Consider the following 25,070-nt stretch of genomic DNA (forward strand, 5'->3'; position numbering starts at 1 on the left):
GAGCACTTTACTAAAATAGTAGGATGGGAGAAGGTGAGACCAGTGGATAATATTTTAGAAATTCAAGATGTAACGAGGAAATTTCCAGGAGTAATTGCCCTTAAAGGCGTATCGTTTGATATACGTAGAGGAGAAGTTCATGCGTTAGTGGGGGAAAATGGAGCAGGAAAATCGACGTTGATGAAAATTTTATCAGGCGTTCAAAAGCCTAGCTCAGGACAGATTTTTTTAGATGGAAAAGAAGTTACATTTACAAGTCCGAAAGAAGCACAGGAGTTAGGAATTAGTATAATTCATCAAGAATTCAGTCTTATTCCATATCTAAACAGTGTTGAGAACATTTTTCTAGGGCGTGAAATTAGAAAAAGTGGTGGATTATTAGATAAGAAGACAATGAGAAAAAAAGCCGAGGAAGTACTAACACGGCTTAATGCAGAAATAGATGTAAGCAAGCCAGTTGCTAGATTAAGTGTTGCGAATCAACAATTTATAGAGATTGCAAAGGCAATCGCTATCGATACAAAGGTATTAATTTTCGACGAACCAACTGCCAGTTTGACGGGGAAGGAAATTGATAAACTGTTTGATTTAATTGCGATGTTGAAAGCAAATGGTGTAACCATTATCTATATCTCTCATCATTTAGAAGAAATCTTAGAAATGTGTGACCGGCTTACATGCTTAAGAGATGGAGAGTTTGTTGGGACAAGAGATGTGGCGGGTTGTACAAAACAGGATATTGTAAAAATGATGGTAGGAAGAGAGATTAAGAATGCATTTCCGAATCGTCTTTCTCTGGAAAATGAGGAAGAGCAGCTCTTGGAAGTGAGAAATCTAACTAATAGTGTGTTAAAAGATGTTAAATTTTCGTTGAAAAAAGGTGAGATTTTAGGAATCGCTGGTTTAGTTGGTGCTGGTAGAACTGAAACGGTAAGAGCCTTAATAGGTGCAGATCCTACCCGAGAAAAGGAAGTTTATCTAGACGGAGTAAAGGTAGATATAAAATCACCTACACAAGCGTTAGCTCACGGTATAGGTCTAATTCCCGAAAGTAGAAAGACACAAGGGCTCATTCTAAGTACTACTGTTAAAAGGAATATTACGTTGCCTATCTTGAAAAAGGTTTCAAAGAAAATTGGCTTTATTGATAAAAAGGAAGAAAAAAATGTAGTAGCCCAATCCATACAAGACTTGCTTATCAAAACTCCTACTATGGAACAGAAGGTGAAGTTTCTAAGTGGAGGGAATCAACAAAAAGTTGTTTTAGCCAAATGGTTAAACACAGATTGCAAAATTTTAATTTTTGATGAACCAACCCGAGGGATTGATATAGGAGCTAAGGAAGAAATTTATAAGCTTATGAGAAGATTAGTAGACGAAGGCATGTCGATTATTATGATATCTTCAGAGTTACCTGAGATTTTAGGAATGAGTGACAGAGTGATAGTTATGCATAAAGGAAAAATGATGTCAGAGCTTGATGCTGCAGAAGCAACTCAAGAAAAGGTGATGCATTATGCAACAGGAGGTACTCCAGTATGAGTGAAATAAAGGTCGAAACTGCTAAAACAACGATTCCACCTAAGAATAAGTTTATAACTAAGGTTAAAGGGTTGTTTGAAAATCAGGAAATGCTAATATTCGCAACATTTTTAGTATTATGTCTGATTATGTCTCTAGTCAGTGAACAATTTTTAACAGGAGACAATTTAACCAATGTAGCAAGACAGATTTCAATAAATGCTATTTTAGCTGTAGGGATGACATTTGTCATTATAACGGGGGGAATCGATTTATCGGTTGGTTCTGTAATGGCCTTTACAGGTACCATTATGGCCGGTATGATGCTTGTTTCCGGGATCCCTATTTACTTAGCAGTACTAATTGGAATTGTGTTAGGTACAGTAATTGGCTATATAAATGGAATGTTTGTAGCCTATGCCAAAATCCCGTCGATTATCGTGACACTAGCTATGATGGAAGCGACGAGAGGGTTAGCTTTATTATACACAGGCGGCTATCCATTATCGGGTTTACCTGATACGTTTACTTTTATCGGAAGAGGCTACGCGTTTGGTGTCATTCCAATGCCTGTCGTTATTATGGTTGTTGTTTATTTACTAGCATACGTCATTTTAAACCACATGCCTCTTGGAAGATATATCTATGCAATTGGTGGAAATGAGGAAGCGGTTCGTTTATCGGGGATAAAAGTAAAAAGATATAAAATTATGGCCTACGCTATTAGTGGTGTAACAGCAGCGATAGCGGGGATGATTCTAACATCTCGACTTGCATCAGGTCAACCAAACGCAGGGGTAGGATTTGAGTTAGATGCGATTGCTGCAGTTGTGTTAGGTGGTACTGCGATTGCTGGGGGACGCGGTCATATTTTTGGCACATTGCTAGGGGCTTTATTAATGGGAGTGTTAAGCAATGGGTTAAACTTAATGGGTGTATCCCCATATGTTCAGTTAGTTTTAAAAGGTGCGATAATTTTGGGAGCTATTTGCTATAGTAGCTGGAGTCAAAAAGACTAGAAAATTAAATTAGGAGATGATTGTATGATGAAATTACCAAAAACAATGAAAGCGGTTGTTTGCTATGGACCAGAGGATTATCGAGTAGAAGAAGTAGCTACCCCAAGAGCGGGGAAAGAAGAGGTTGTTATTAAAGTAGAAGCTTGCGGTATTTGTGGGAGTGACTTAAAGGCTTATCATGGTGCAGACATGTATTGGGCAGGAGAAGACCCTTGGTTAAAAGCACCAGTGACTCCTGGTCACGAATTCTTTGGGATTGTGACTGAATTAGGAGAAGGAGCAGCGGAAAAACATAATCTACAAATTGGTGACCGAGTAACTACGGACCAAATTAATCCATGCGGAAAGTGTATGTTCTGTGACACAGGGAGGTATTGGATGTGTCAAGTTCATAACATTTACGGATTTCAAAAAGACGTTGCAGAGGGTGCAATGGCTGAATATATGAGATTTGGCAGTACGAATAGAATTTATAAGATTACTGATGGTGTAACAGACGATGAAGCAAGCTTAATTGAACCAGCGGCTTGTGCCGTTCACGCAGTTCAAAGAGCCTCTATTGAATTTGAAGATGTCGTTGTTATGGCGGGTGCGGGAACGTTAGGACTATGTATGATCCAATTAATCGCACTGAAAACACCTAAAAAGCTCGTTGTATTAGATACGAACAATAAACGATTAAAGATGGCAAAAAAGTTTGGAGCGGATATTTGTATCAATCCGCTTGAAGAAAATGCGATTCAAGCAGTGAAAGACTTAACGGATGGGTATGGATGTGATGTATATATTGAAGCAACGGGTTCGCCAGCTGGTGTGACGCAAGGTTTGGAAATGGTAAGGAAGTTAGGTAGATTTGTGGAGTTTAGTGTATTTGGTCAAGAAACAACAACAGATTGGAGTGTAATCGGGGACAAAAAAGAATTAGATATACGCGGGTCACACTTAGGTCCATATACTTACCCAATCGTTATTGATTTATTTGAACGTAATTTGCTTACTGCAGAAGGAATTTTAACTCATAGTTTTAAATTAGAAGATTTTCAAGAAGCATTAGCTATGGCTAAAAACCCAGAAGCGATAAAAGTTTCATTAAAACCTTAATGGAGGAATAATCAGGACATTAGGGATAAAAGCAGTTTTAATCAATTCAGATGAGAAGTGACGTGTAAACACTAAAGTCTTCATGAACTCAACAAAATCCAAATGTATTGAAAGGTTGTTTGGATTTTGTTGAGGTAATTCAGTCTAAACCTAAAAACACAAAATAGTTGACCAATTAACACAAATTGAAACTATAGAGAGGTTTGATATTTTGCAGTATAAATTAGTAGTACTAGATATGGATGGCACTTTATTAGACAATTCGCACAATGTGTCGAAAGCTAATACTGCAGTCATACGAAGGATGAAGAGAGGAGGAACCAGCGTTGTATTGGCAAGTGGAAGACCTTATGAATCAATATATCCTTATGTTAAACATTTAGGTATCAATTCGCCCATAATTGCAGCGAATGGTGCTTTAATCAAAAATCCTCTGTCAAGCGAGATACATTATTCTTCAGGTTTACCTAACAATTTAGCAAGTGAGATAATCGAGTATGGACAAAAAAATAAATATCCAATAAGTCTATATTTTGATGGCGAAGTGCATACATTCAACGAAAATATGGTAAAAGTACATTGGGAACTTGAAAAAATAAATGCTAGACTCACAAACAAAGTTGAGAGTGAAAAAGATTTATATAAAATCATTTTTGCAAGTACGCCACAAAAAATCGAAGAAACCTTCAAATATTTAGAGCGAAAATATAAAGAAAAATTGTATATTACCCGTTCCGATGATATTTATTTAGATGTAATGAATATTAACGTATCTAAAGGAAAGGCACTCGAACAGATTATAGATATGTTACAAATTTCATCTCAGGAAGTCCTTGTTATGGGAAATAGTTTTAATGATGTAGCCATGTTTGAGGTTGCTGGTTTTTCGATAGCCATGGACAATTCTCCTCAAGAAGTAAAGGATGCCGCAGACTTTGTTACTAAGTCTAATAACGACGATGGCGTTGCCTATGCGTTAGATAGATTTGTAGACATTGGTTAACGAAATGTCAATTAATTTTGGGGATTATAGGTCTACTACTTGCTAAAAGGCATGCCTTAATAAAACGGTATGGGATAGCTTATAAGAATAAAGGTGAGGGGCCCACCTTCCTTGATTTGAAAGGTCTTAGTACGATATCAAAAGAAGTCTGTGATCACATTTTGATTACAGACTTAAATAATTTTATTTCATTTTTGTTGTTTAGAGTAATTGTGGATTCTTATTACCGCACTAAATTAAGGGCTTTATGCATTCCTTTTTCTCAACAGAACTGATATCCTTTCTAGTACATGCTCCTCTAACTCATTTAAGTCTTGTCCATCCTTCACAGCAATGCTGTAAGCCACCGATGACACAAATTGAGGAGGTAAATACTCTTTCAACGATTTAGAAGTTATGTTTCTAGGATTTTTCTTTAATTCTTCTTCAATTACATAATTCGCATAGTTCGTTAGCTTCCCTCGAAGATCAGAAAGTTCTTGAATGAGATGTTAGAATTAATCATTTGGATGGTTGAAAAGTAAAATTCATTACAAGCAACCACCGTTTAAATACGATCCACATTCTTTATCGAGTCTATTGGAATATAAATAAATTCATCCTCATTATAATACAGTTTAATCCTATTCATTTGTAAATCCACTCTCTCTGGAACTCCAGTAACTTCTCTATAAAACCATCTACCCAATAAACTACGCGAATATCCAACGTGTGCCTAAGTGCATCCATGACGACAAATCCAATTTCCTGCAACTCTTGTTCATCAAGTTCGTGCTTAGGCATTTTTTTCTTTTCACCCTGCTGCTGCCTCATACGCTCTGCATGCTCTGCAATGATAAAGCGATGAGATTCCCATAGTAAATTCCCACGTTTTAAGTAATGTTGATTCATTTAACCACCTCTTTTGTTTTATTATATGCAAATGTATGTTCGTGTCCAAGAGAGTAAATTACACTTAAAGACATGTCTCGACTTTTGTAGTATTCTAAAGGAAGATTTTGCAAGTTGAGGGGGCTAAAACATGAAAAAGGTATTTAGTAGTTTATTAGTAATGTTGATGCTGTTTGCTTCGGTACCTGCTTATGCTCAAGACATTATGGTTGTTATTGACGAGCAAGAGCAGTCTTATGACCAGAATCCTGTTATTGATAATGGACGAACGTTAGTCCCGATAAGGGGGATATTTTAATCATTAGGTGCAGAAATAAAATGGGAAAATGAAACGCGTACAGTAACGGGCACTAGAGATGGTGAGGAAATTAAGCTTACAATTGATTCGAAGATGGCAACTGTAAATGGTGTAGAAGTTATCCTTGATGTACCAGCCAAAATTATCAACCGCCGTACTATGGTTCCAATTCGCTTTTTTTCTGAAGCGCTTGGAGCATTAGTGAGTTGGGATAACAGCACAAGAACCGTATACATAGTATCAGATTTTGACCCAACCGGTAAAGTCAAAGCAAAAGTGTCTAGAGTGGTGGATGGGGACACTATAAATATCATTATTAACGGTGAAGAAGAAGGGGTGCGGCTACTCTTAGTAGATACACCGGAAACCGTACACCCTTTAAGGATCGGCTGGTACCCCTTGTACCTAGCCTGACTCATCGGATTATAGATTTGACAGAAAAAAGCCGTAAAAGAATGGATCAGAGTACGGTATACCGCCGTTTCAGGGACTATCTCCAACGAGCCGGTATATCCCATACTAGTGCCGGTCCGAGAGTACACGACCTTCGCCACAACTATGCTGTCAAATGTCTAAAACGCTGGGTTCTGGCTGGAGAGGAACTGACGAGCATACTGCCTTACCTAGCCGCTTACATGGGTCATTCTGATTTCAGAGGTACCCAGTATTACCTTTGGCTCACAGCTGATTTATATCCTGACATCATTCGTCGTACTGAATCTGATTTCGAAGATGTCATTCCAAATGGGGGAATATACGATGAAAGAAGCTGACTTTCCGAAATACTTGTCGTACTTTCTATCCAAATATCTTCCTGGTCAGAAAAATGCCAGTACACATACCATTGCTTCTTATCGCGATACGTTCAAGTTGTTTCTGACATACTGCGAAGAAGAGAAAGCTATTCGACCCGAGAGAATACGCATGACTAACATAACGAAAGAACTGATTATTGGCTATCTGGACTGGTTAGAGGAAGTAAAAGGATACACCATTTCTTCACGCAATCAAAGACTAGCTGCCCTGCATTCCTTCTTTCGCTATACCCAGAAGGAATCACCAGAGAACTTAGATGAGCTTTACAAGATTCTTGCAATTCCAAGTAAGAAGTATCCAAAATCAATGATTCCATACTTGACTGGTCCAGAGATGAAGATTCTATTAGAACAGCCAGATGCTTCAACCTATGAAGGTTTTAGGGATAGTGTGTTATTGTCCGTTTTATATGATACTGGGGCCAGGGTACAGGAATTGACTAACATAAAAGTCAAAGACATTCGTTTATCATCGCCTGCTGTTATAACTCTTCACGGAAAAGGCAACAAAGTGCGCCAGGTTCCGCTCATGGGAAACACAACCGAATTACTCACAAAGTATTTGGAGGTTAAGAAATACCAACCTGTAATCGCAAGGACGGACCAGTATCTATTCGTAAACCAAAAGAAACACCAACTGTCTCGATGGGGTATTTCCTATATTCTAAATAAATATGTGAAGCTAGCCAAGAAAGATCCTTTATTTTCAGTTAATTTCCCTGTGACACCGCATGTTCTTCGTCACGCCAAAGCCATGCATCTACTTCAAGCTGGTGTCAATCTTATTTACTTCCGTGATTTTTTGGGTCATGTAGACTGTTCAACAACTGAAGTGTATGCGAGAGCAGATAGTGAATTGAAAAGAAAGGCTATTGAAAATGCCTATATTGATTTACTTCCGGAATCTGTTCCTAAATGGGAGGAAGACGGAGATTTAATGAATTGGTTAAATTCACTATGTGAGTAGATTTCTATGATGGATTATGGGGAGCGATTTCTCAACAGATACTCATACACCTGTTAAGTTTCGTTTTACTCTCCATAATCCCCAACTCCACATAATGTCGTAGGTCATGAAAATCAATTTGACGAACTCCGGATTTCTTTAAATAACGATAAAGGTCCGGAGCAAATTTCGTTGATTAATCGGTGTTCCTTTTGAGGTTGGTTATTTTAGTTCGACCATTGTTTCAAGGTCAACGCGAATGCTACGATAGCATCTATTGGATTTTACTAGTGGATCAATGGTATGTTTCCCACGTTCTAGGGTCTGATCAACGGAAATCGTGTTTCGAACGAAATGAACATGATTCCAGGAAAAAGCTAGAATCTCACTTTGCCTCATTCCAGTGGTTAATGCTAAGAGGAAAGCAATAAATTAAGGTATGATGGAGATGTATGTTTAGGGGAGAGACAAGATCTTAAGGAAGCCTATCACCATTCTATTACTCTAGGTACTAGGCATTTCAGACCAGAAATAATAAATAAATTGTTTGAAGAAATTCGTTTTATAGGAAAAGAAGAGGTATCGACCAGAGATGAAATATCTCATGCTGGCAATGAAGTTGTCGATTTTGTAGCAACTGTACTAGCTAGAGAACTATGGGAAATTGAACAAAAGAAAAACTGTATTGAAATTGAGGGTATGCGAGTTCTTAATCTTTCTAATCATATGGTATCTAAAATTGTACGGAAGCAAAAAATACATGATTCTTATTTTTAACAAAAAAGGTTGACTAATGGAGGGAAATGCCGAATAATTTTATCTGAAAATTTATTAGAACGATATTTAAGAAAAAACCATATGATTTAATTTTAAGAATATGTTCTAAAAATTACTCGAAGTTAATCTCTTCTCCAAATGCCTCAATAGTATTACATTTGATAGGTATGCTCTCCATTTTATATAATTGATGGATTTCATATAAAACCTTAAAAATAAGTGATTTTCTATTCTTTAGAGGATGAATGTGAACCTCGTCAATAAAGTCCCGCATGCTAGTTATTTGAGATTTGTTAGTCCTATGAACAATTGGAATACTAAATCCATTTAATTCTGGTTCAGGATCAACAACCTTGTCAAATTTTGATCTCAGGGGATATATAATTCCACGTACTTCATTCTCATATTCATACTCGCTAGGCTTTATACTAAATTGTGCAACAGAGGTGGCTTTGCCTTCAGTTAGGATTTCCATTATTTTATCTCTTGTCTTTTCATCTGGATTTTTTAAATTTGAGAGATAATGAATATCGGATATACCAAAGTCGTATCCTTTTTCCTGCAAGTAATCTGCATTTGAATCAAGAACTTGTTGGAGTTTGTCTCTTGTAGTACGAATTGCTACAGATTCTTCTCCTCCTCCAAAGAGTTGCCACATAGCCAATGACATTTCAGAAGCACTATTCCAACAATTTATATAAGTAGAATCTCGGTGTATTTTAACCTGTGAAATGCTTTCCATTTTTTTATCGGGAAACTCTTCTAATCTCTTTGTCCAACCTTCAATTAAGCTTTCTAGATATTTTTTTCCGTTAAATTTAGGTTTATTGTAAAGGTAGTAAAAACTAAAATTTTTCAATACATCCTTAAGTAAAAAATTAACATTATTTTCTTTTAATAAACTTGACACCTCACGAAACAAATAAGCTTCATTATTATTTGACCTCTTAAGCAGTCCTTCAACTAGTTCTTTATTATTTTTCATTTGAGAGAGTCTAATTTTATCGGCAATTAGAAATGAGTGAATAATCCATTTCCCCTCAGTTTCGTCATCAAAACAAGATGCGCTAGGGAAATAAAGAGACTTAGTCCTTAATAAATCAATATACTTTGCTAATGACATGTATCTCCAGATTGTTTGACTCGACATGTTAACTCCTCTTATGTTCATTACAGATATTTAATTACTTGTGTTGAATTCTTTTTCTGTAATTTGTATTTTGTTATTCTCTTTAGTTACTAAAGTCATAAACTTTGTCACAACTAAATCTGAATTTTCTCTTGAAATCATTACTACTTCAATCAAATTTTCGCCTATTTCAATGTGGTTTTCAAGGGTCAGTTCGAATTTACTTAATGCTTTTCTAGTAGATATGTCCATTTTATCGATTTCTGTACTTAGATTATTTACTAAATACATTAAATCGTCTTCTGTTGTTAATTCATGATTTTTTATTTGGCCTGAATATGTTTCAATAAATTCCTTTCTTTCTAGTATCAGTGTCTCTAACTTTATTTCATTATTAGAGTCATAATTCGTTATTGTTGCAGTAACTATTGGATCTGAATAATTCTGTAATTCAACAACCAATGGTATAGTCCTGTCTTCTTTTAATGTAACCTTTGCATTTTGGTTGGTTGAATTAAAGGAGTAAAGTGTAAGTGTTAATCCAAGTAATGATGAAATAAGGACAATGTATATAAAAAATATGATAGTCGATATAAATGAGTTCGAAGCTACTTTATCGTTAAAATATGTAAAGGCTTTTTTAGCTTTTATACTTTTATAAAATAAGAAAGATAAACCCAAGACGACAATTATACCAGTGCAACCCCCAAGAATTATTACAAATAAGTCGTCACGATCAAAGGAATCTCTGATAACTAGTGATATAAATATAATAATTAAAAACACTGCTGTGTTTTTGATACTAATAAATATTTTAGCAAAACATTGGTCTGCTTTTTTAACAGCGCTTTGTTTATCATTGTCTTTTTCGTAGTTTATATATGTTTTAAGTTCATAAAAAATATATTTAATAAAAGATATGGAAATAATTATTGATATTGATAAAAAAACAGTTGCTATAACATAATCAATATTAAAAAAGTCACGTGTATAAAGCATGGTAGTGAAGGTTTTAAACCAAATGTGGATGGCCGTTTTAAACACTAAAAACAAGGCCCCAAAGACTGTTATTGTAACAATAAGCCTAGTTGTTCTATCAATAGTTGAATTTTCTTTAATCATTTTAGCTCCTTAAAATGTAGATGTATGTAGTTAAATTCAAATAGAATTTTTTTATGATCCTAATCCTGACATTATGGACACAAGTTCATTTAAAGAAAGGCGTCGAGATTAATTGCACCGGTACTCTTACTTTTTTCATATTAACTAATCTCCTTTTTTTGCTCCTTTATTAATAATATTTCCTCTTATGGAAAATGTCTATTACAATAAAAATAAGAATGGAATTGTCTACATTATCCTAAAGGAAACATTGTCAATATGATAGGAATATGATAAGCCTGGTGCTTATCAATCGAAGTAGTTGGGAAGAGAGAAAAAAGGGCTAAAGAGGAAGTAGTTGTTTATTATGAATGTTTAACAGAGAAAATTGTATAAAAAGACTAAGGAGCTTTTATATGCTGTCAATTGAAGAGTATATTGCACGAAGAAAACAGGAAGATCAACTAAATGAATTTGATAAAGATTTACGATCCGAGAACCTGCATTCCTGCGTTAACTACGTATTTGAGTATTTCAATAATTACTTAGATATAACGAAATTGGAAGAGCAAACAGCATTGAAAAATGAAAAACTAGAAAAATTTCGTAGACAGTTCAATGGTTATGCCGACGAAATTCTAGATTGGCTTGTCGATATTTATGATGATCATGGAAGGCAAATTCATATGTCTATTAAGAATATATTGAAAAAGGAAGAGTTGTTTTTCCTATATAACAAGGACAAAGAGTTTAGAAGTATCTCGTATGATTGCTATGCCAAATTAATTAACAAGCATCCTTTTTTGAAAAATGATACAGACATGTTGTACTCATTTATAAAAAACTATCATCAAATTGAGAGTGAACCAACAGTAGAGCACAAATCAATATTAATTTCAGAGGAAATTAGTGAGTGGGTTGAAGAAGCTTGGTTTAAACATCATGTGAATGTTATGAAATTTGCATTCGACTGGGTGAACCGCTTTTCAGATAATCATGAATTATGGCCAGCAAAACACCGCATCAAAAGCAAAGGTACTTGGCTTGATTATGAATATAATGTTAAAGCAAAAAGTAATCTTTTTAATCTAGATACGCTTTATAAGAGAATGCCTAAAAAGTCATTTATCCGTGGAAAAAAGCAGGCATTTGAAGTGATAATGATGTATTTCTGGCTGCATAAGATTGAAGGAGACACCGATTATTGGGAAGAATATGTGCGTACGTTTATTAGTGATGATTAAAACTTTCTATTATGTCTTTTTAAGAAGTTAAAATTGTAATGGTGTTAGCTGGCAGAACTCGCAGCCTGTTACCTAGTAATTAAGGTAAAGAAAAATAGGCTGCGGGGATGATAAAGACTAGTTCCTATTATAGAATTTCTAATGAGGGAACAGCGGGTTGGTTTCATTTTTCTGAGCAAAAACTTTTCCATTTAAATGAAATTTTTTGTAAAATTCATTTTCATCAGCTGCATCAATATAATACTGAAATTGCATTATCAGTAATTTTTCAAATTGATAAGCAAAAGGTAATAAAAAAATTTGCCTTTCGGTTGGTAAATCATTAAAGCCATTTGTTTTCGTAATCATCCATCGAATTACGTCGAGTTGATCATAAGTTAATCGATTTTTAGATTCTTGTACCGCGTAGTAAGAAAGAAAGTCTCTTACCTCTTTTGTAACCCCGTAAGTTGATAACTTTTGAATTTCATTTAAAAGTTTTAATCTCTTTATGTTTTCGTCTGTCTTTATTTCGTCTGGGATATTTGGATGAAAAAGAAAAGACTTAATTTCTTTTTTGCTCAAACCAGTATCATTTTCAATTACTCTATACGCTTCTTTTTGCTTGTCAAATAATTCAAAGATCATTGTAATACAGTTGTGTTTATCAATAGTTTGGGAATTCGGAGTCATGACAAGATATTGCAAAATTGATAATAATCGATTTAGATGACTAGTATTCTCTGAAACAAAGCAGGGTATAGTATAATCTTTATTCAAAGATTCATAAGCTTTGAACTCATCAAACCCATCAATAAGCCAAAAATAGCCAGTTGCAATGTCCTTCTCCACTCTAACTTTCACTTTCTTATGCTTATTAGTTAGTAAAGCTTTTTTTCGACGATCAACCCATGTTTTTGAAACATGAATTGAAGTTACCTCAGAAATATCTTCTGCAGTTAACCATATAATGTTAAAATCCGTCACCGCAATCCCCTCCATATCTAAAGTTATGAATTGAGTAATTTGTCCCATGCATTAAATTTTCTTATATATGACAAAAGTAAGTTGGTTAGTAAGATAGAAATATAGTTTTATAAATTATTAGAATTACTCTATAGGAAAAAGGAAGGTGGAGAGTTAGTGAAAAATAGGGAGTGGTATTTATCAACGTCCTTTATATCAGTACTTTTTGCCCTGTGGTTTTTAATCATTCCTCCAATCATTGGAGTAATCTTTTTATCAAAACAGAGGAAAATGTTTGAGAATCTTCAAGAGAGCATTTCTTCGATCGCCAAAGCAAAAGAACAAGAAATTTATAATAGTGAAAAAAGAATGGAGTTATTAGAAAAAGAACTAGAGGAAAAAGCTTTAAATCAAGAGACAGAATTAATGAAAAAAGAAGAGCAGCATAAAAAGTATTTGGAAAGAATCACAAGTCATAGAGAAGAGGATCTCCAACGAAGGCTAAAACAGGTTGAGGAGAGGGAGAAGAAAATTGAACATGCATTAATAGAAAAAGAGAACCGGTTAAATGAATTAGAGGCAGAGCATCAGGAGAAATTACAAAGGATGACCCAAGAGAGAGAAGAAGAGTTACAATTAAAAGAGCAGCATATAAAAGAGATGTCTATTGAGAAAGAAAAGGAATTAGAAAACATGGTGTTAATACACCAGGAAAGATTGAAAATGATGACAAAAGCTCGTGAAGATTTTCTTGTGTTAAGGGAGAAGTCGATTGAAGAGAGGGAAAAAGAAGTCGATAAGGTAAGTGAGTTACTTCAAAATGTTGAAGAGCGTGTAGCTAGGGAAAATCAAAAACTTATTATATTAGAACAAAAGGTAATTAATTTAAATGATGAATTACTGTATCAGTCGTTTGGATTTTACGAAACTCAATATGATTTAGAAAATTCCCAGGAGTATAAAGAATTTCTAGGTTTAATAAGGCAAAAACAAAAAGAACTAGTCAAGGAAGAGGGGGCAGCTGAACACCATATTGAATGGACAGCTGGTAGAGATAAGACGAAAAAGTCTCTAATGAATAAAAATATGAAATTGGCCATTCGCTCCTTTAATAATGAATGTGATGTAATTATTAGTAAGGTTAAATTTAACACTGTTGAAGTATGTGAGAAACGAATTCGTTCTGCATTTAACCATATAAATAGTTTAAATAAACATAATTCATTTGAGCTAACTGAAGAATACCTTGATTTAAAGCTAGAGGAACTCTTTCTAGCTTACGAATACGCTCGGAAAAAACAGGAAGAAAAAGAAGAACAACGACGAATTAATGAATTGATTAGAGAAGAGCGTAAAGCTCAAAAGGAATTGGAAGATGAATTAAGTAAGTTAAAAAAAGAGCAGCAACATTACGAAAACGCACTTTCTAAAACAAAATCAGAAGAGGATGCCCTAAAGTATAGAATAAGATTAAATGAAATACAAAATCAAATGGAGACTGTCGATTATCGGATTAAAAATGAAAAGGCAGGGTATGTATATGTGATATCCAACCTAGGATGTTTTGGAGAAGATGTATATAAAATTGGGATGACGAGGCGGTTAGAACCGATGGACAGGGTTAGAGAACTTGGGGGTGCCTCTGTTCCGTTCAGGTTTGATGTTCATGCTATTATTTTTTCCGATAATGCTCCAAAAATGGAAGCCGAACTTCACCGAGCTTTTCATCATAGACGAGTTAATAAAATAAATGAGCGCAAGGAATTTTTTAAAGTGACTCTAGCAGATATAAAAAAAGTTGTTCATGAAAAACATAATGCAGCAATTGAGTTTACGATGTTGGCGGAAGCACAAGAGTATAGAGAAACGCTTCAGTTGGAGAAAAAGGTTGCTAAGCAGCATATAGTTTAGTCTATGAGAGGGTAGTCGGGAAAGAATGAGAGTAGCAAAACCGGGGTTCACAGGCGGCGCATCATCCGTTGGACAAGGTTTATCAATACAAGATGGCATTGGTTATGCAGATGTCTACAAGAACAATAGCATCGTTGCAAGGGTTTGGGATGATGGAAGTGGTGGTCATTTTGTAAAAGTGCTGACGATGGCTTTGATACAAGTGTGAGCAGTACGCAAGAAGCGTTACGAGTGATTGCAAAACGATTGGAGGAAGAATAGATGCTTAATAGAGTCGTGCTTGTCGGACGCTTAACCCGAGACCCGGAGCTTAAGTACACCCCAAATGGAGTGGCAGTTGCTAATTTCACACTTGCAGTAAATCGCACTTTTTCAAATGGGAACGGAGAACGTGAAGCTGATTTTATAAACTGTGTCATTTGGAGAAAACCAGCAGAGAATGTAGCCAACTATCTCAGAAAAGGGAGTTTGGCAGGAGTAGACGGAAGGATTCAAACTCGAAGCTATGACAACAACGAAGGAAAGCGTGTATTTATCACTGAGGGAGTCGCTGACAGCGTTCAGTTCTTGGAGCCTAGAAACAGTCAAGGAAACAATGAAAATAGTTCACAGGGGCAACAGAGCAATTATAATGACCCTTTTGCTAATGACGGGAAACCGATTGATATTTCTGATGATGATCTACCTTTCTAATTACATGTCATCGATATCGTCAGTTATTCCATCACCTTGGTCATTATCTTCAGTTGGGACTGGTGCCTCTGTACCTCTCATTTTTGACGCTAAATAAGATAAAAAGCTAAATCCTGCAACAACAACAATAAACTTCAACAAGATAACACCTCCTTAGATATTGATTTATACGAATGGAGCTGGAATATTATGAATTTGGAAAAAATATTCAATATACAACGTGTACTGGATGAACGAATTGTACGTGAGAAGAGGTTGGAGGGGTAAGACCTCCTTCCTCAGAAAGTATTAGCGCTGCAAGTGGAGCTGGGAGAGTTAGCGAACGAACAACGGTCGTGGAAGTTTTGGAGTAACAAAAGATCGCCGAGACTTATTACGAATAGAGGGACAGCGGATGTTTTTGGAGCGCCAGTCATTGAAGAATACAACCCACTCCTAGAAGAGTACGTTGATTGCTTACACTTTATCTTGTCGATTGGCTTGGAGCTTAATTTGGATGATATTAAGTACGTCAAAGCTAATCCTGAGTCAGATTTAGTCATTACTTTTGTGGAGTGTAATACTTACGCTTCTGATGTTTTGCAAGATTATTTTGAAGATGATTTTATTCTGATTAATGAATCTTATATAAATTTATTTGCAAAGTTTAAAGGACTAGGTGAAGTGCTAGGCTTCACATGGGACCAAGTGGAACAAGCTTACCTCGAAAAAATAAGATTAACCACAAGAGACAGGAGAGTGGCTACTAATGAAAACAAGCTATATCTTCCGTAAGAAAGGCAAGGAAATCATGTTAACTGATGCGTCTTGGATGGAGAGAGCAGTAGCAAGAGCAAAAGGTTATGTACTTGTGAATGTGATTGACTGGAAGAATACAAGCAAGTGTAAGGATGGCGCTATATAAAAAAGCGCCCCATAGAGGGAGGGCGCCAAAAAAAGAAGGAATACTTATTTAGTAACTTCTAACAAAAGACGTACCAACAATGATTAATAGGATGAACAGAACAACAATTAAAGCAAAATTTTTGCCGCCGCCACCATAACAACTCATAATATTTCCCTCCTTTCGTTAGGAGTTACTACATCGTATGAAAATTTTCGTCAACAGCTTGGACGATAGCATTACGGGGATGAAATAAAGGCAAATGGAGTACGGATGAATACCTGGGATGAACAGATAAAAGCACTCAAACAAAAAGCGGAGCAGAGCAAACAACAAGAGACTAAATACACCAAAGCAGGGCGCTGCTCCTGTGGGTGCGGTAGGTTTAAGCATAAAGTGACAAGCGGAACATTTTTAAGAATCTGTTATGAGTGCGGAGACGAAAAGGAGATGTGACGCATGGGGAAGATAAATAGCAATAAAGTCGAAATGTTTGGTCGTGTGTGGGATAGCCAAACCGAGTTAGAGTATTATCTCTTTCTCCATGAGCAATCCAACATAAAGGAAATCGAGCTTCAACCACAATTCACCCTTTTAAAACCATTCCTTGTGACGTGCCTTGCTTGTGTAGGAATAGGACAAGTGCCATCTCTACGAACAGGAAAACCGATTAAGTGTAGGCGGTGTAATGGGCAGGGCAGAAAAGAGCGTCAGAAATGGTCATATAAAGCCGATTTCCGCGTTACTTACACCGATGGAAGGGTAGAAGTCATTGACGTAAAAGGATGGGCGAATGAGCGCTTTCCGCTTACTAAGAGGATGTATGAATATGTGAGTGGTACGGAATTGGTTGTGGTGAAGAAAACGAAAACAGGTTGGAAGAGGGGATAATCATGAAATGCGTATACCCTAACGGAATGAATTAGAAAAAGAGCAAGCGATTGAATTTGAAAACACGTTGATGCAATCAATCGAACGTGTAGTAGAAGCGTGGGAAGGAGAGCGTGTATAACCAGTTGGATGAAACTCACAAAAAAATAATTAAAATGCGATACTGGAATGGCAGGAACGGGGCTAGTTGGGAGCGAATTGCAGTAGAGTGTAATCTTGGTGAAAGAACTGTATACCGTTATCGTGATGCAATTATTGAAGCTATTGCGGAAAAGGTAGGTTGGAGATAGAAAGGTGATGTTAATTGGTCAGTTTAGAAAATGTATTATTTTATGCAAGATTAGCTGGAGAGTTTGGCAATTGCCTGTTTTATTTTTTCTATTTGATTTTGCAAAAGTATTCTAGCTCCTCTATTTCAATATATAATTAGTATAGTTTAAAAAGTAGTAAAGTTGAATGAGTTGTTATTATAAAGCATGATATTAATTTTATGAAGGAATTTACCCTAAAATAAAAGTATGATTTTATATAAACAAATAGATAAGCACTTGCAAAATATAGCAGGTGTTTTTTTTATCAAAAAAGGTGGCGAGGGTTAAAAACAAAAAACGATAATTTTAATATTTGTATGTGTTTAATTGTTATTTATGAGGGGAGATTATAGTTTTTGTAGGAAATTGTTGAAAAATATCTATTTTTGTTTTATTATAATATTAGTTTTAAATAACTATTGACAAAAATTGAAAAAGGCAAACTTATCGAAAGGTAAGGGCGCAAAGCTACGGGTCTAAGGTTCTATGAACTATGATAGCCGAGCCACCAAAAGTTTGTGAATAAATATATTGGTTATAGAAGTAACCATTTATTCAAATTTATCCACCATCTTTTTGGTGGATTTTTTTGTATCAAAAAAGAACATGGAAATCTGGAAGAAGAAATATTTTTATCCAATCCTAAAGTAAATATAGAAGTGATAATTTTCAAGGATGATAAAGAATTGTTGGAGATACAAGATAAGTTTATAGAGTTTTTAATGGTGTTTTTGTATAAAGGTATTCTAATTGAAGAATTGTATTAACATGTATAAATGAATCAAGATAAATACGAAAGAGAGGTTAAATAAGATGAAAGCTATCAGTAAAGAACAAGTTTGTTTTAAGTGTAAGGAACGAAAGTGCAGTAATGACTTTTATGAGAAAGGAAATCGCTTCATAAATTGTTCAAAATGTCGTAGGGCTAGAGGTGGTAGAAAAAGATCACTTGAAGTTTTATTGAATAAAGAGAATAAAACAAGCCAATATGCTTAATCTGAAATTTATACCAATGTCTGTAATTATAAACTAGAAATGGTAGTTATCTTGACCGATGTTTGCTGTTCTAGCTGTGATTTTCACATAGAAAGGGGATGTTTATCTTTGACCGTGTTATTTGGAACTGTCGAATATTTCGAAAAAGAAATAGTGAACCATATGTCTAATGAACAATTGCAGGATTTGTCCATTAATAAAAGTTTAGAAATTGCCTATTCATCGACGAAAAATGATATTTTGAATGTTTTTATATGTAGCGATATAATTCGGAAGGATTTATTTAAAAATCTTGAAAAAGCATATGAAAAGGTTAGAATTTCTATGGGGCGTTGATTAAGGTTAAATTAAGTTTGTTGAAGTTGACTTAAAACCTTTGATTCACTACTATATCTACCATCTTTTAAAATCTTAGATGCAGTAGACGCCACCTTTTTACTCGTAACTTTTCTTGAACTTGATTTTCTAGGCATATTTTCACCTCACTTGGAAATAAATTCATTTTATTTATAATCTAGTATCTGAGAAAAATCAATATATTGACAGAGGGCAGACGAACATAAAGGGGAACGGTTCTATATATTGTGTTTCGGGGGCGGTCTATCAAAGGGTGAGAACGTCTTAGCAAACAAAGTTATTTAATGTTGTAGCTATGATAGTATGGATAGGATTTGTTCAGCAATTTCAAATAGTACATAGTCAGCAAACTATATTTATAGAAGACTGTGTACTATCTGTGACCAAAATAAAAGTCACCCAACATACTGTTATGGGTGACTTTGTGTTTTTACTGTCCAATAGTTCTTAAATCTATTAAATCCTCAACATTAACACCCAAATGCTCAGCAATTACAAATGGATGTAATGCGTAAACGAAGTTTCTATTTAATACATGGGTATAAAAGGTTTTGTACTCTAAATCAATTCCCCATTCTTCTACTAGTTCCTTATGAAATCGAGAGTAACTCTTTCCTTGTAAAAATCATCAAACTTTTCCTAAAGCTTCAGTCTTATGTTCTACCTTGAATCCTATTATTAAAATCTCCTTTATAAGGTTACTTTAGAGATGGTAGCCGTGAGCGATATACCAAAACTAATTGGTGAACGTATTAGAAACTATCGTAAAGAAAAAGGGTTAAATCAAGAAGAATTAGCACACCGTGCTGGACTTCATTCAATATATATTGGACAACTAGAACGTGGAGAAAAGCAAGCAACTATTTCCAGTTTAGAAAAGATAATAAATGTTCTTGGGATTAGTTTGAGGAACTGTTCAGTTAAATCAGTCAATTGGAAAACGATGAAAAATACTTTACGTTGACCGAGATAGTAACAAGACTTCAATCAAGGAGTATAAAAGGCTTGTCTTAGGGTTAATTGATAAGTTGTTTGATTGGAAAGACAGTTAGAGATTGGTTAATGTTGCTGGCGGGTATCTGTATATATTGTGGCATACGTGGCATCCATATGGCATCCTTTTTTAAAAAAAATCTAAATAACTATGAATTATAAAAAATAATTAGGAATAATAAAAAGACTACAAATCCCTTTAAATAATAGGATTTGCAGTCACAGTTGATAACTATCAATTACACAAAATAAATGAACTGTCGACCTTGACAGGGTGGGGGTCATTGGTTCGAGCCCAATACGGGTCATTCATAAGTAAGATGCGAAACCCCTTGTGTAGCAAGGGGTTTTTATCATTTTACTGTCAATCGTATTAGATTAAAAACTAAGTGGTTAAGCGCTTTGTGCACATTTTGTGCACCTTTACTTGACTAAAGTCTTTTTATGAAGAGAAATATGGATTTGGCAGCTATAGGCGCTAATGGGTTTATAGCTTTAGATCTAGATGGGAAGAACCCACGGAAGGCTATAGAAAATCAAGCAACTGTTATAGCTGCAGAACAAGATTCTGTTGGTATTGATAATTATTTCAATGGTCCTCCGACAAAAACAATGTCACAAAGATGGGAAATGCTACACAGATCTCAAATGGAAACTTTCATAGACATTATTTATGGTAAAAAGCCAATCGAAGCATTTGATGAGTATGTAGAGAATTGGTATTCAAGTGGGGGGGATGATATCACGAAAGAAGTGAATGAATGGTATGACTCTGTAAAATAAAAATTTATAAAAAATCGGCCTTAAGTAACTTAAGGCCGATTTTTTTTTGTTTAGGAAACAATAGATTTTTGTCTTGTGGATAACTATCGGATGAAAAATAAATTTAGCATATTATAATTTACAATAGGTGGATATAGATAAACTCCTTGAACAATAGAAGGTAATATTAACAAAAATACAATTTCAAATAGTAGGTAGAAAATATCTATAATTTTTAAAGTAAGCCGTGATTGTTTCTGGAATATTTTATAGAAAATTACTAAATAGGTAATTTTTAATGAAGTTGTGGTAAAAAAGTAAAATATCCTTGCGATATCACTCCTTCAAATACCATAAACATTACGATATTACCATAATAATTCCTTTGTAAAATTTATACTTAAGTTAAGGACCTATATATTGTTTTCTTTAGTGACCATGGGGATTTCACTGGTGATCTTGAACTTGCTGAAAAAAAAACAGAATACGTTTGAAGATATCTTAACAAGAATTCCTCTAGTCAATAAATAATATCTAAATTCTGATAATTTTGCAGAGAAAAGAGAGAAGTGAGTGAGTCAACTATGTTAACCATCTTAATTATATCAAGCCTTATAAATGGCTGATATTAGGGGTAATTACATTAACCTTAGTCGGTACTTTGTTTGAGCTGTTTATCCCTACGCTTTTGGCAAATATAGTCGATATAGGGATTGTTAATTCAGATTTACCGTACATTATACAAACGGGTGTCAGGATGATAATTCTTAGTATCGCAGCAATACTAGTTACGATAGCTAGTATCTATCTCTCTTCCAAAATCGCAGTAGGATTTGGTAGAGACTTACGTCGCCACTTATTTATTAAGGTGGAAAACTTTTCATTGGAAAAGTTAGATGAATTCGGTCCAAGCCATATTTTATAGAAAAACAAGGAAATGCTATAATCCTAAAAATAATGAATAATATAAATATTCAATTTATTGCAAGCGCTTGCTGAAGTCAATATATGTATACAAAAGGAGGTGGGATCGATGTCTAGTTATACTTTGTTCTTCAGAATTAGTAAAAGCAATAATCAGCGAGAAGAGCCCTATTCCTAATGAAAGTGGAAATGAGGTTAAACATTCAAACACATTTTCAAATATTATTTTTATAAAGGAGTGTCGACCAAATGTTATTAGGAACAAAAAAAGGAAAGAAGTCAATGCGGTCAAGAATCTCGCTTCTCTTTTTGGTAGTTACCGTCCTACTAGTAAGCTCCCTACAGGATAAACCGTATGCTTTGGCCCAAGTGGAGCCAGGGGCCCCTTGCGAACAATTTTCAGACAAGCCCTGGTGTGACCCTACTTTAGCACCTAATGAAAGAGCTGGATTATTGCTTCAGGCAATGACTAACACGGAAAAATTTCAACTCATGCAAGGTGATACTGATGATGCACATACAGGAGCAAACAGCGGTATTGAACGATTAGGGATTCCAACCGTACATTTTACTGATGGTCCTGCAGGAGTTAGGGCTGGCAGTGTACTAGAAAGCAAACCTGGCACAGCGTTGCCAGCGCCCATAAGTTTGGCTGCGACTTGGAATCGGGAAATGGCCAATCAACACGGTTCATTGGTCGGCATCGAAGCAAAGCTTCGTGGGAACGATGTCGTGTTTGGTCCGAACGTGAATATTATGCGTACTCCTAAAGGAGCAAGAACGTATGAAGCGTACGGAGAAGACCCTTTTCTTACATCAAATATCGGAGTGGCATGGATTCAAGGACTACAAGACAAGGGAGTCATGGGAAATGTTAAACATTTTGTGGCTAACAACCAGGAAACGAATCGATCTACGGTAAATGCAGTAGTTAGCGAGCGTACGCTGCGTGAGATTTATTTACCAGGATTTGAGAGCGCTGTTAAAGATGCTAGAGTAGGAAGTGCTATGCTGTCTTATAATCGTGTGAACGGTCAATATATGACTGAAAACTGTTCATTGGTAAACGCCACCCTGAAACAAGGATTTCAATTTGATGGGTTTACAGTAACGGACTATGGTGCTCAAAAGAGTACTGTGGAGGCAGCAAATTGTGGAACAGACATTGAATTTTTGACGGATTTTTATAACCCAATATTATTGAGTACGGCAGTTGCTTCCGGTAAAATTAGCCAGGCAACTATTAATGATCATGCACGGCGTTACCTCCGCACTCTATTCAAATTTGGTGTATTTGACCGTGCGGCATATCCAGAAAACGGTACTATTGATATTGAGGCACATGGGAAGACGGCACGTAATATAGCTGATCAATCGATAACATTATTGAAAAATAAAGAAAAACTTTTACCGCTCGATGTCAATGGATTGAGTAAAATTGCTGTCATTGGTGATGCGGCGGACCAATATGTGAATGGTAAAGGAAGTTCTAATGTTAATCCGAATTACGTAGTTACTCCTCTTGAAGGAATTCTTCAACGTGTAGGAGACAATGCTGAGGTCGTATATGATGATGGAAGTGACTTAGAGCGAGTAGCCGAAGTTGTCAAAAATGTGGATGTAGCAATCGTTATTGCCGCGGATACGTTTGGCCATGGGGCTGACAAAGTGTGCCTTTCCCTATCTTCACCTTGTACAACAGATTACGGTGAACAGGACAGTTTAATCGAACAAGTTGCCGCTACTAATAAAAACACCGTTGTTGTATTAGAGACTGGTGGACCGGTTCTAATGCCATGGATTAACCAAGTTCCCGCAGTCGTTGAAGCATGGTATTCTGGTCAAGAGGGGGGAGATGCTATTGCTGCTGTTCTTTTCGGGGACGTCAATCCATCAGGTAAACTGCCGGCAACTTTCCCAGTGAGTGAAGATGACTTGGCTGTGGCCGGAAATCTCGAGCAATATCCAGGTGTTGCCGAGAATGCTCACTATTCCGAAGGCGTATTTATGGGGTATAGGCATTATGATGAGAATGGAATTGAACCACTATTTGCTTTTGGTCATGGTTTATCTTATACCAATTTCGATTACAGTAATCTTAAAATAAAGAGAGATCCGGTTAGCAGACATACTGAAGTGACCGTGAAAGTAAAAAACACTGGTGCTAGAGCAGGTGCGGAAGTGGTTCAATTGTATGTCGGAATGCCAGATCCTTCAGCAGATGTTCAGCAACCACCTAAATGGCTGAAGGGCTTTGAAAAAATAGAGCTTGAATCGGGGCAAACAAAGCAGGTTACTTTTGAACTTGGTCCACGTTCTTTCTCTTACTGGAATGAGGCAAGTCAATCTTGGACGATTGCAGATGGAATCTACAATATAATGGTAGGAAGTTCATCACGCGATATTCGAGTAGAAGAAACGATAACCATAAATAATTAATGTATACCAAATAACTAAAATAAAAATAACCTATTAATGAAATTTATTAAGACCTAAATATAAAAAATAGATAAATTAAAGCACCTAACATATTTTATATGACTAATATGTTAGGTGCTTTCCTCTTCAACTAAACCTACTAATAGGATGTCAATATTCCTCAGGTGAAATTTATTATTAAACAGTTAATGATAAACTAAAAATGCTTATGCCAAAAAACCTTCCTAATCGTATCGGAAGGTTTTATATGTATTACTGAAGCGTCATTTTTATACTAAATCTGGGAAAGTTTTCCTTTCGTTTTAGAAAGGCATAAATCAAGTAATAAGGTTGTTCATACATGCAATCACAGTTTCTTTAAATGGGTTTCCTTCATCTCGTTTTCTATCATAAAAATCTATTAACTTCTTATTGAGAGACCGTGATACCACATAGAACAGCCTTATATAATGCATGACGTAACCTACATGAACCTCGGTGGTATTTTGGAAGTGGGCCCCTTCAAAAGACTGAAATATATAATTTCAGTCTCAGCCTGTCGACAAAGTCTCGCGTCGACAGGCTTTTTTGTGATTAGAGAGGGGGTTGCCATGACTAGTCGCTTCGAATCCGCTCCCGGGATGGGGGGCACGCTTTCCGCAGGCGGGCGTGGAACTAACCGGCTCCGCCGGTGGATTTCCACCTGCCCTTCCTCCTGCAGGAGTCGGCCCTCCCATCCCGTCCGCTTTTTTAGAGGAGACATGAGAATCCCCTTACTCTTCAACCATCCTTCATACGAAGCAAATAGGAGACAGTTTACAGATTTTTTTCTATAATATGAATGAAAACAAGACTGGGGTGAATGGGGAATGATGTCAAAAAAGTTGGAAGATAAGCGGATGCAAATGGAGATGGTTTGGATTGAAAAGCTAGTTCCAGAAGACCATCTTGTTCGTAAATTGGATCACTCTATGGAATTTGATTTCATCTATGATTTGGTGAAAGATCTTTATTCTTCCGACAAAGGACGTCCTAGTATCGATCCAGTTGTTTTAGTGAAAATGGTCTTTATTCAATATATCTTTGGCATTCGGTCGATGCGTCAGACCATCAAAGAGATTGAAACTAATGTGGCTTATCG

The 25,070-nt window shown here is 35.7% G+C and carries 28 protein-coding genes, 3 pseudogenes and 1 riboswitch; of the genes and pseudogenes, 23 read left to right on the forward strand and 8 right to left on the reverse strand.

Features of this window, described 5'->3' with window-relative positions:
• Positions 1-42: 42 nt before the first annotated feature.
• From B1R93_RS14835 to B1R93_RS14850, 4 genes are all read left to right on the forward strand, one after another.
• Positions 43-1,542 carry an ATP-binding cassette domain-containing protein gene (locus B1R93_RS14835; protein ID WP_088104762.1) on the forward strand — a complete coding sequence of 500 codons (1,500 nt, stop codon included), beginning with the start codon at positions 43-45 and terminating at the stop codon, positions 1,540-1,542.
• 89 nt (positions 1,543-1,631) lie between these two features.
• Positions 1,632-2,540, forward strand: coding sequence for an ABC transporter permease (locus B1R93_RS14840; protein ID WP_088105646.1), 909 nt, complete (start codon positions 1,632-1,634; stop codon positions 2,538-2,540).
• Between the two features lie 24 nt (positions 2,541-2,564).
• On the forward strand, positions 2,565-3,641 hold the full coding sequence (locus tag B1R93_RS14845; protein WP_088104763.1) for an alcohol dehydrogenase catalytic domain-containing protein: 1,077 nt from the start codon (positions 2,565-2,567) through the stop codon (positions 3,639-3,641).
• A 211-nt stretch (positions 3,642-3,852) separates the two neighbouring features.
• Positions 3,853-4,644 carry a Cof-type HAD-IIB family hydrolase gene (locus tag B1R93_RS14850; protein WP_088104764.1) on the forward strand — a complete coding sequence of 264 codons (792 nt, stop codon included), beginning with the start codon at positions 3,853-3,855 and terminating at the stop codon, positions 4,642-4,644.
• A gap of 627 nt (positions 4,645-5,271) precedes the next feature.
• Here the strand turns inward: B1R93_RS14850 and B1R93_RS14855 are convergent.
• A complete protein-coding gene (locus tag B1R93_RS14855) occupies positions 5,272-5,535 on the reverse strand; it encodes a YolD-like family protein (protein ID WP_245308307.1) in 264 nt (87 codons plus the stop codon).
• Positions 5,536-5,665: 130 nt separating this feature from the next.
• Here B1R93_RS14855 and B1R93_RS23225 point away from each other — a divergent pair, with 130 nt between their 5' ends.
• From B1R93_RS23225 to B1R93_RS14870, 3 genes and pseudogenes are all read left to right on the forward strand, one after another.
• Positions 5,666-5,833 (forward strand): hypothetical protein, encoded by a 168-nt coding sequence (locus tag B1R93_RS23225; protein ID WP_207634169.1) that lies wholly within the window; start codon positions 5,666-5,668, stop codon positions 5,831-5,833.
• Positions 5,834-5,845: 12 nt separating this feature from the next.
• Positions 5,846-6,247: pseudogene (locus tag B1R93_RS23700) on the forward strand (stalk domain-containing protein); the annotation flags it as partial.
• Between the two features lie 345 nt (positions 6,248-6,592).
• The gene (locus tag B1R93_RS14870) at positions 6,593-7,615 is read left to right on the forward strand and encodes a site-specific integrase (protein ID WP_088104766.1); all 1,023 of its coding nucleotides are present in this window, start codon (positions 6,593-6,595) and stop codon (positions 7,613-7,615) included.
• A gap of 201 nt (positions 7,616-7,816) precedes the next feature.
• On the opposite strand, the gene B1R93_RS23975 is transcribed toward B1R93_RS14870, so the two are convergent.
• On the reverse strand, positions 7,817-8,023 hold the full coding sequence (locus tag B1R93_RS23975) for a tyrosine-type recombinase/integrase (protein WP_425348983.1): 207 nt from the start codon (positions 8,021-8,023) through the stop codon (positions 7,817-7,819).
• Between the two features lie 114 nt (positions 8,024-8,137).
• Here B1R93_RS23975 and B1R93_RS14875 point away from each other — a divergent pair, with 114 nt between their 5' ends.
• Positions 8,138-8,371: a hypothetical protein gene (locus B1R93_RS14875; RefSeq protein ID WP_088104767.1), complete on the forward strand. Its 234-nt coding sequence runs from the start codon at positions 8,138-8,140 to the stop codon at positions 8,369-8,371.
• 112 nt (positions 8,372-8,483) lie between these two features.
• On the opposite strand, the gene B1R93_RS14880 is transcribed toward B1R93_RS14875, so the two are convergent.
• Positions 8,484-9,521 (reverse strand): DUF2971 domain-containing protein, encoded by a 1,038-nt coding sequence (locus B1R93_RS14880; RefSeq protein ID WP_088104768.1) that lies wholly within the window; start codon positions 9,519-9,521, stop codon positions 8,484-8,486.
• A 30-nt stretch (positions 9,522-9,551) separates the two neighbouring features.
• Positions 9,552-10,622, reverse strand: coding sequence for a hypothetical protein (locus tag B1R93_RS14885; RefSeq protein WP_088104769.1), 1,071 nt, complete (start codon positions 10,620-10,622; stop codon positions 9,552-9,554).
• 395 nt (positions 10,623-11,017) lie between these two features.
• Between B1R93_RS14885 and B1R93_RS14890 the strand changes: the two genes are divergently transcribed.
• Entirely contained in the window at positions 11,018-11,845 is an 828-nt protein-coding gene (locus B1R93_RS14890) for a hypothetical protein (RefSeq protein ID WP_088104770.1), read from the forward strand.
• Between the two features lie 138 nt (positions 11,846-11,983).
• On the opposite strand, the gene B1R93_RS14895 is transcribed toward B1R93_RS14890, so the two are convergent.
• Positions 11,984-12,859 (reverse strand): hypothetical protein, encoded by an 876-nt coding sequence (locus B1R93_RS14895; RefSeq protein WP_133058663.1) that lies wholly within the window; start codon positions 12,857-12,859, stop codon positions 11,984-11,986.
• Between the two features lie 108 nt (positions 12,860-12,967).
• Here B1R93_RS14895 and B1R93_RS14900 point away from each other — a divergent pair, with 108 nt between their 5' ends.
• The 3 genes from B1R93_RS14900 to ssb are packed head-to-tail and all read left to right on the forward strand — an operon-like array spanning position 12,968 to position 15,394.
• A complete protein-coding gene (locus tag B1R93_RS14900) occupies positions 12,968-14,701 on the forward strand; it encodes an SNIPE associated domain-containing protein (protein ID WP_088104772.1) in 1,734 nt (577 codons plus the stop codon).
• A 25-nt stretch (positions 14,702-14,726) separates the two neighbouring features.
• Positions 14,727-14,909 (forward strand): hypothetical protein, encoded by a 183-nt coding sequence (locus B1R93_RS14905; protein ID WP_088104773.1) that lies wholly within the window; start codon positions 14,727-14,729, stop codon positions 14,907-14,909.
• A gap of 53 nt (positions 14,910-14,962) precedes the next feature.
• Complete coding sequence (gene ssb, locus B1R93_RS14910; protein ID WP_088104774.1) at positions 14,963-15,394, forward strand: single-stranded DNA-binding protein; 432 nt, start codon at positions 14,963-14,965, stop codon at positions 15,392-15,394.
• On the opposite strand, the gene B1R93_RS23045 is transcribed toward ssb, so the two are convergent.
• Complete coding sequence (locus B1R93_RS23045) at positions 15,395-15,535, reverse strand: hypothetical protein (protein ID WP_165763833.1); 141 nt, start codon at positions 15,533-15,535, stop codon at positions 15,395-15,397.
• Between the two features lie 48 nt (positions 15,536-15,583).
• Here B1R93_RS23045 and B1R93_RS14915 point away from each other — a divergent pair.
• Positions 15,584-16,143, forward strand: a pseudogene (locus B1R93_RS14915) (dUTP diphosphatase).
• Entirely contained in the window at positions 16,143-16,298 is a 156-nt protein-coding gene (locus tag B1R93_RS23050; RefSeq protein ID WP_165763834.1) for a hypothetical protein, read from the forward strand. The pseudogene B1R93_RS14915 and the gene B1R93_RS23050 overlap by 1 nt, the downstream one beginning before the upstream one ends.
• Before the next feature lie 48 nt (positions 16,299-16,346).
• Here B1R93_RS23050 and B1R93_RS14920 read toward each other — a convergent pair whose 3' ends face one another.
• Complete coding sequence (locus B1R93_RS14920) at positions 16,347-16,445, reverse strand: YjcZ family sporulation protein (protein WP_088104775.1); 99 nt, start codon at positions 16,443-16,445, stop codon at positions 16,347-16,349.
• 105 nt (positions 16,446-16,550) lie between these two features.
• On the opposite strand from B1R93_RS14920, the gene B1R93_RS24030 reads away from it, so the two are divergent.
• The 8 genes from B1R93_RS24030 (at position 16,551) to B1R93_RS14965 (ending at position 23,950) form a co-directional block, all read left to right on the forward strand.
• Complete coding sequence (locus tag B1R93_RS24030) at positions 16,551-16,733, forward strand: DUF8096 family protein (RefSeq protein ID WP_088104776.1); 183 nt, start codon at positions 16,551-16,553, stop codon at positions 16,731-16,733.
• 3 nt (positions 16,734-16,736) lie between these two features.
• Positions 16,737-17,168: a DUF1064 domain-containing protein gene (locus B1R93_RS14930; protein WP_088104777.1), complete on the forward strand. Its 432-nt coding sequence runs from the start codon at positions 16,737-16,739 to the stop codon at positions 17,166-17,168.
• Between the two features lie 113 nt (positions 17,169-17,281).
• Positions 17,282-17,458, forward strand: coding sequence for a hypothetical protein (locus B1R93_RS14935; RefSeq protein WP_088104778.1), 177 nt, complete (start codon positions 17,282-17,284; stop codon positions 17,456-17,458).
• Between the two features lie 448 nt (positions 17,459-17,906).
• Positions 17,907-17,992: riboswitch (cyclic di-GMP riboswitch) on the forward strand.
• Between the two features lie 591 nt (positions 17,993-18,583).
• Positions 18,584-18,811: a hypothetical protein gene (locus B1R93_RS14945; protein ID WP_088104780.1), complete on the forward strand. Its 228-nt coding sequence runs from the start codon at positions 18,584-18,586 to the stop codon at positions 18,809-18,811.
• Between the two features lie 739 nt (positions 18,812-19,550).
• The gene (locus B1R93_RS14950; protein ID WP_245308308.1) at positions 19,551-19,796 is read left to right on the forward strand and encodes a helix-turn-helix domain-containing protein; all 246 of its coding nucleotides are present in this window, start codon (positions 19,551-19,553) and stop codon (positions 19,794-19,796) included.
• A gap of 485 nt (positions 19,797-20,281) precedes the next feature.
• Positions 20,282-20,608: a hypothetical protein gene (locus tag B1R93_RS14955; protein WP_088104781.1), complete on the forward strand. Its 327-nt coding sequence runs from the start codon at positions 20,282-20,284 to the stop codon at positions 20,606-20,608.
• Between the two features lie 616 nt (positions 20,609-21,224).
• Positions 21,225-21,512, forward strand: a complete 288-nt coding sequence (locus tag B1R93_RS14960; RefSeq protein WP_280949502.1) for an ABC transporter transmembrane domain-containing protein — start codon at positions 21,225-21,227, stop codon at positions 21,510-21,512.
• Positions 21,513-21,760: 248 nt separating this feature from the next.
• Positions 21,761-23,950 (forward strand): glycoside hydrolase family 3 C-terminal domain-containing protein, encoded by a 2,190-nt coding sequence (locus B1R93_RS14965; protein ID WP_088104783.1) that lies wholly within the window; start codon positions 21,761-21,763, stop codon positions 23,948-23,950.
• 252 nt (positions 23,951-24,202) lie between these two features.
• Here the strand turns inward: B1R93_RS14965 and B1R93_RS23475 are convergent.
• A pseudogene (locus B1R93_RS23475) lies at positions 24,203-24,427 on the reverse strand (hypothetical protein); the annotation flags it as partial.
• A gap of 371 nt (positions 24,428-24,798) precedes the next feature.
• Between B1R93_RS23475 and B1R93_RS14980 the strand changes: the two are divergent.
• A partial coding sequence (locus tag B1R93_RS14980; protein WP_133058681.1) for a transposase occupies positions 24,799-25,070 on the forward strand: 272 nt, incomplete at its 3' end.

The sequence above is a fragment of the Halalkalibacter urbisdiaboli genome, assembly GCF_002156385.1.
Taxonomy (GTDB): Bacteria; Bacillota; Bacilli; order Bacillales; family Bacillaceae_D; genus Halalkalibacter_A; species Halalkalibacter_A urbisdiaboli.

Coding starts and splice junctions, on each gene's coding strand:
- B1R93_RS23225 (WP_207634169.1), top strand. CDS start 5,666: ATGAAAAAGGTATTTAGTAGTTTATTAGTAATGTTGATGCTGTTTGCT.
- B1R93_RS14855 (WP_245308307.1), bottom strand. CDS start 5,535: ATGAATCAACATTACTTAAAACGTGGGAATTTACTATGGGAATCTCAT.
- B1R93_RS23050 (WP_165763834.1), top strand. CDS start 16,143: ATGAAAACAAGCTATATCTTCCGTAAGAAAGGCAAGGAAATCATGTTA.
- B1R93_RS14840 (WP_088105646.1), top strand. CDS start 1,632: ATGCTAATATTCGCAACATTTTTAGTATTATGTCTGATTATGTCTCTA.
- B1R93_RS14870 (WP_088104766.1), top strand. CDS start 6,593: ATGAAAGAAGCTGACTTTCCGAAATACTTGTCGTACTTTCTATCCAAA.
- B1R93_RS14930 (WP_088104777.1), top strand. CDS start 16,737: ATGGGGAAGATAAATAGCAATAAAGTCGAAATGTTTGGTCGTGTGTGG.
- B1R93_RS14905 (WP_088104773.1), top strand. CDS start 14,727: ATGAGAGTAGCAAAACCGGGGTTCACAGGCGGCGCATCATCCGTTGGA.
- B1R93_RS14965 (WP_088104783.1), top strand. CDS start 21,761: ATGTTATTAGGAACAAAAAAAGGAAAGAAGTCAATGCGGTCAAGAATC.
- B1R93_RS14845 (WP_088104763.1), top strand. CDS start 2,565: ATGATGAAATTACCAAAAACAATGAAAGCGGTTGTTTGCTATGGACCA.
- B1R93_RS14890 (WP_088104770.1), top strand. CDS start 11,018: ATGCTGTCAATTGAAGAGTATATTGCACGAAGAAAACAGGAAGATCAA.
- B1R93_RS14880 (WP_088104768.1), bottom strand. CDS start 9,521: ATGTCGAGTCAAACAATCTGGAGATACATGTCATTAGCAAAGTATATT.
- B1R93_RS24030 (WP_088104776.1), top strand. CDS start 16,551: ATGAATACCTGGGATGAACAGATAAAAGCACTCAAACAAAAAGCGGAG.
- ssb (WP_088104774.1), top strand. CDS start 14,963: ATGCTTAATAGAGTCGTGCTTGTCGGACGCTTAACCCGAGACCCGGAG.
- B1R93_RS14895 (WP_133058663.1), bottom strand. CDS start 12,859: ATGGGACAAATTACTCAATTCATAACTTTAGATATGGAGGGGATTGCG.
- B1R93_RS14885 (WP_088104769.1), bottom strand. CDS start 10,622: ATGATTAAAGAAAATTCAACTATTGATAGAACAACTAGGCTTATTGTT.
- B1R93_RS14955 (WP_088104781.1), top strand. CDS start 20,282: ATGGATTTGGCAGCTATAGGCGCTAATGGGTTTATAGCTTTAGATCTA.
- B1R93_RS14920 (WP_088104775.1), bottom strand. CDS start 16,445: ATGAGTTGTTATGGTGGCGGCGGCAAAAATTTTGCTTTAATTGTTGTT.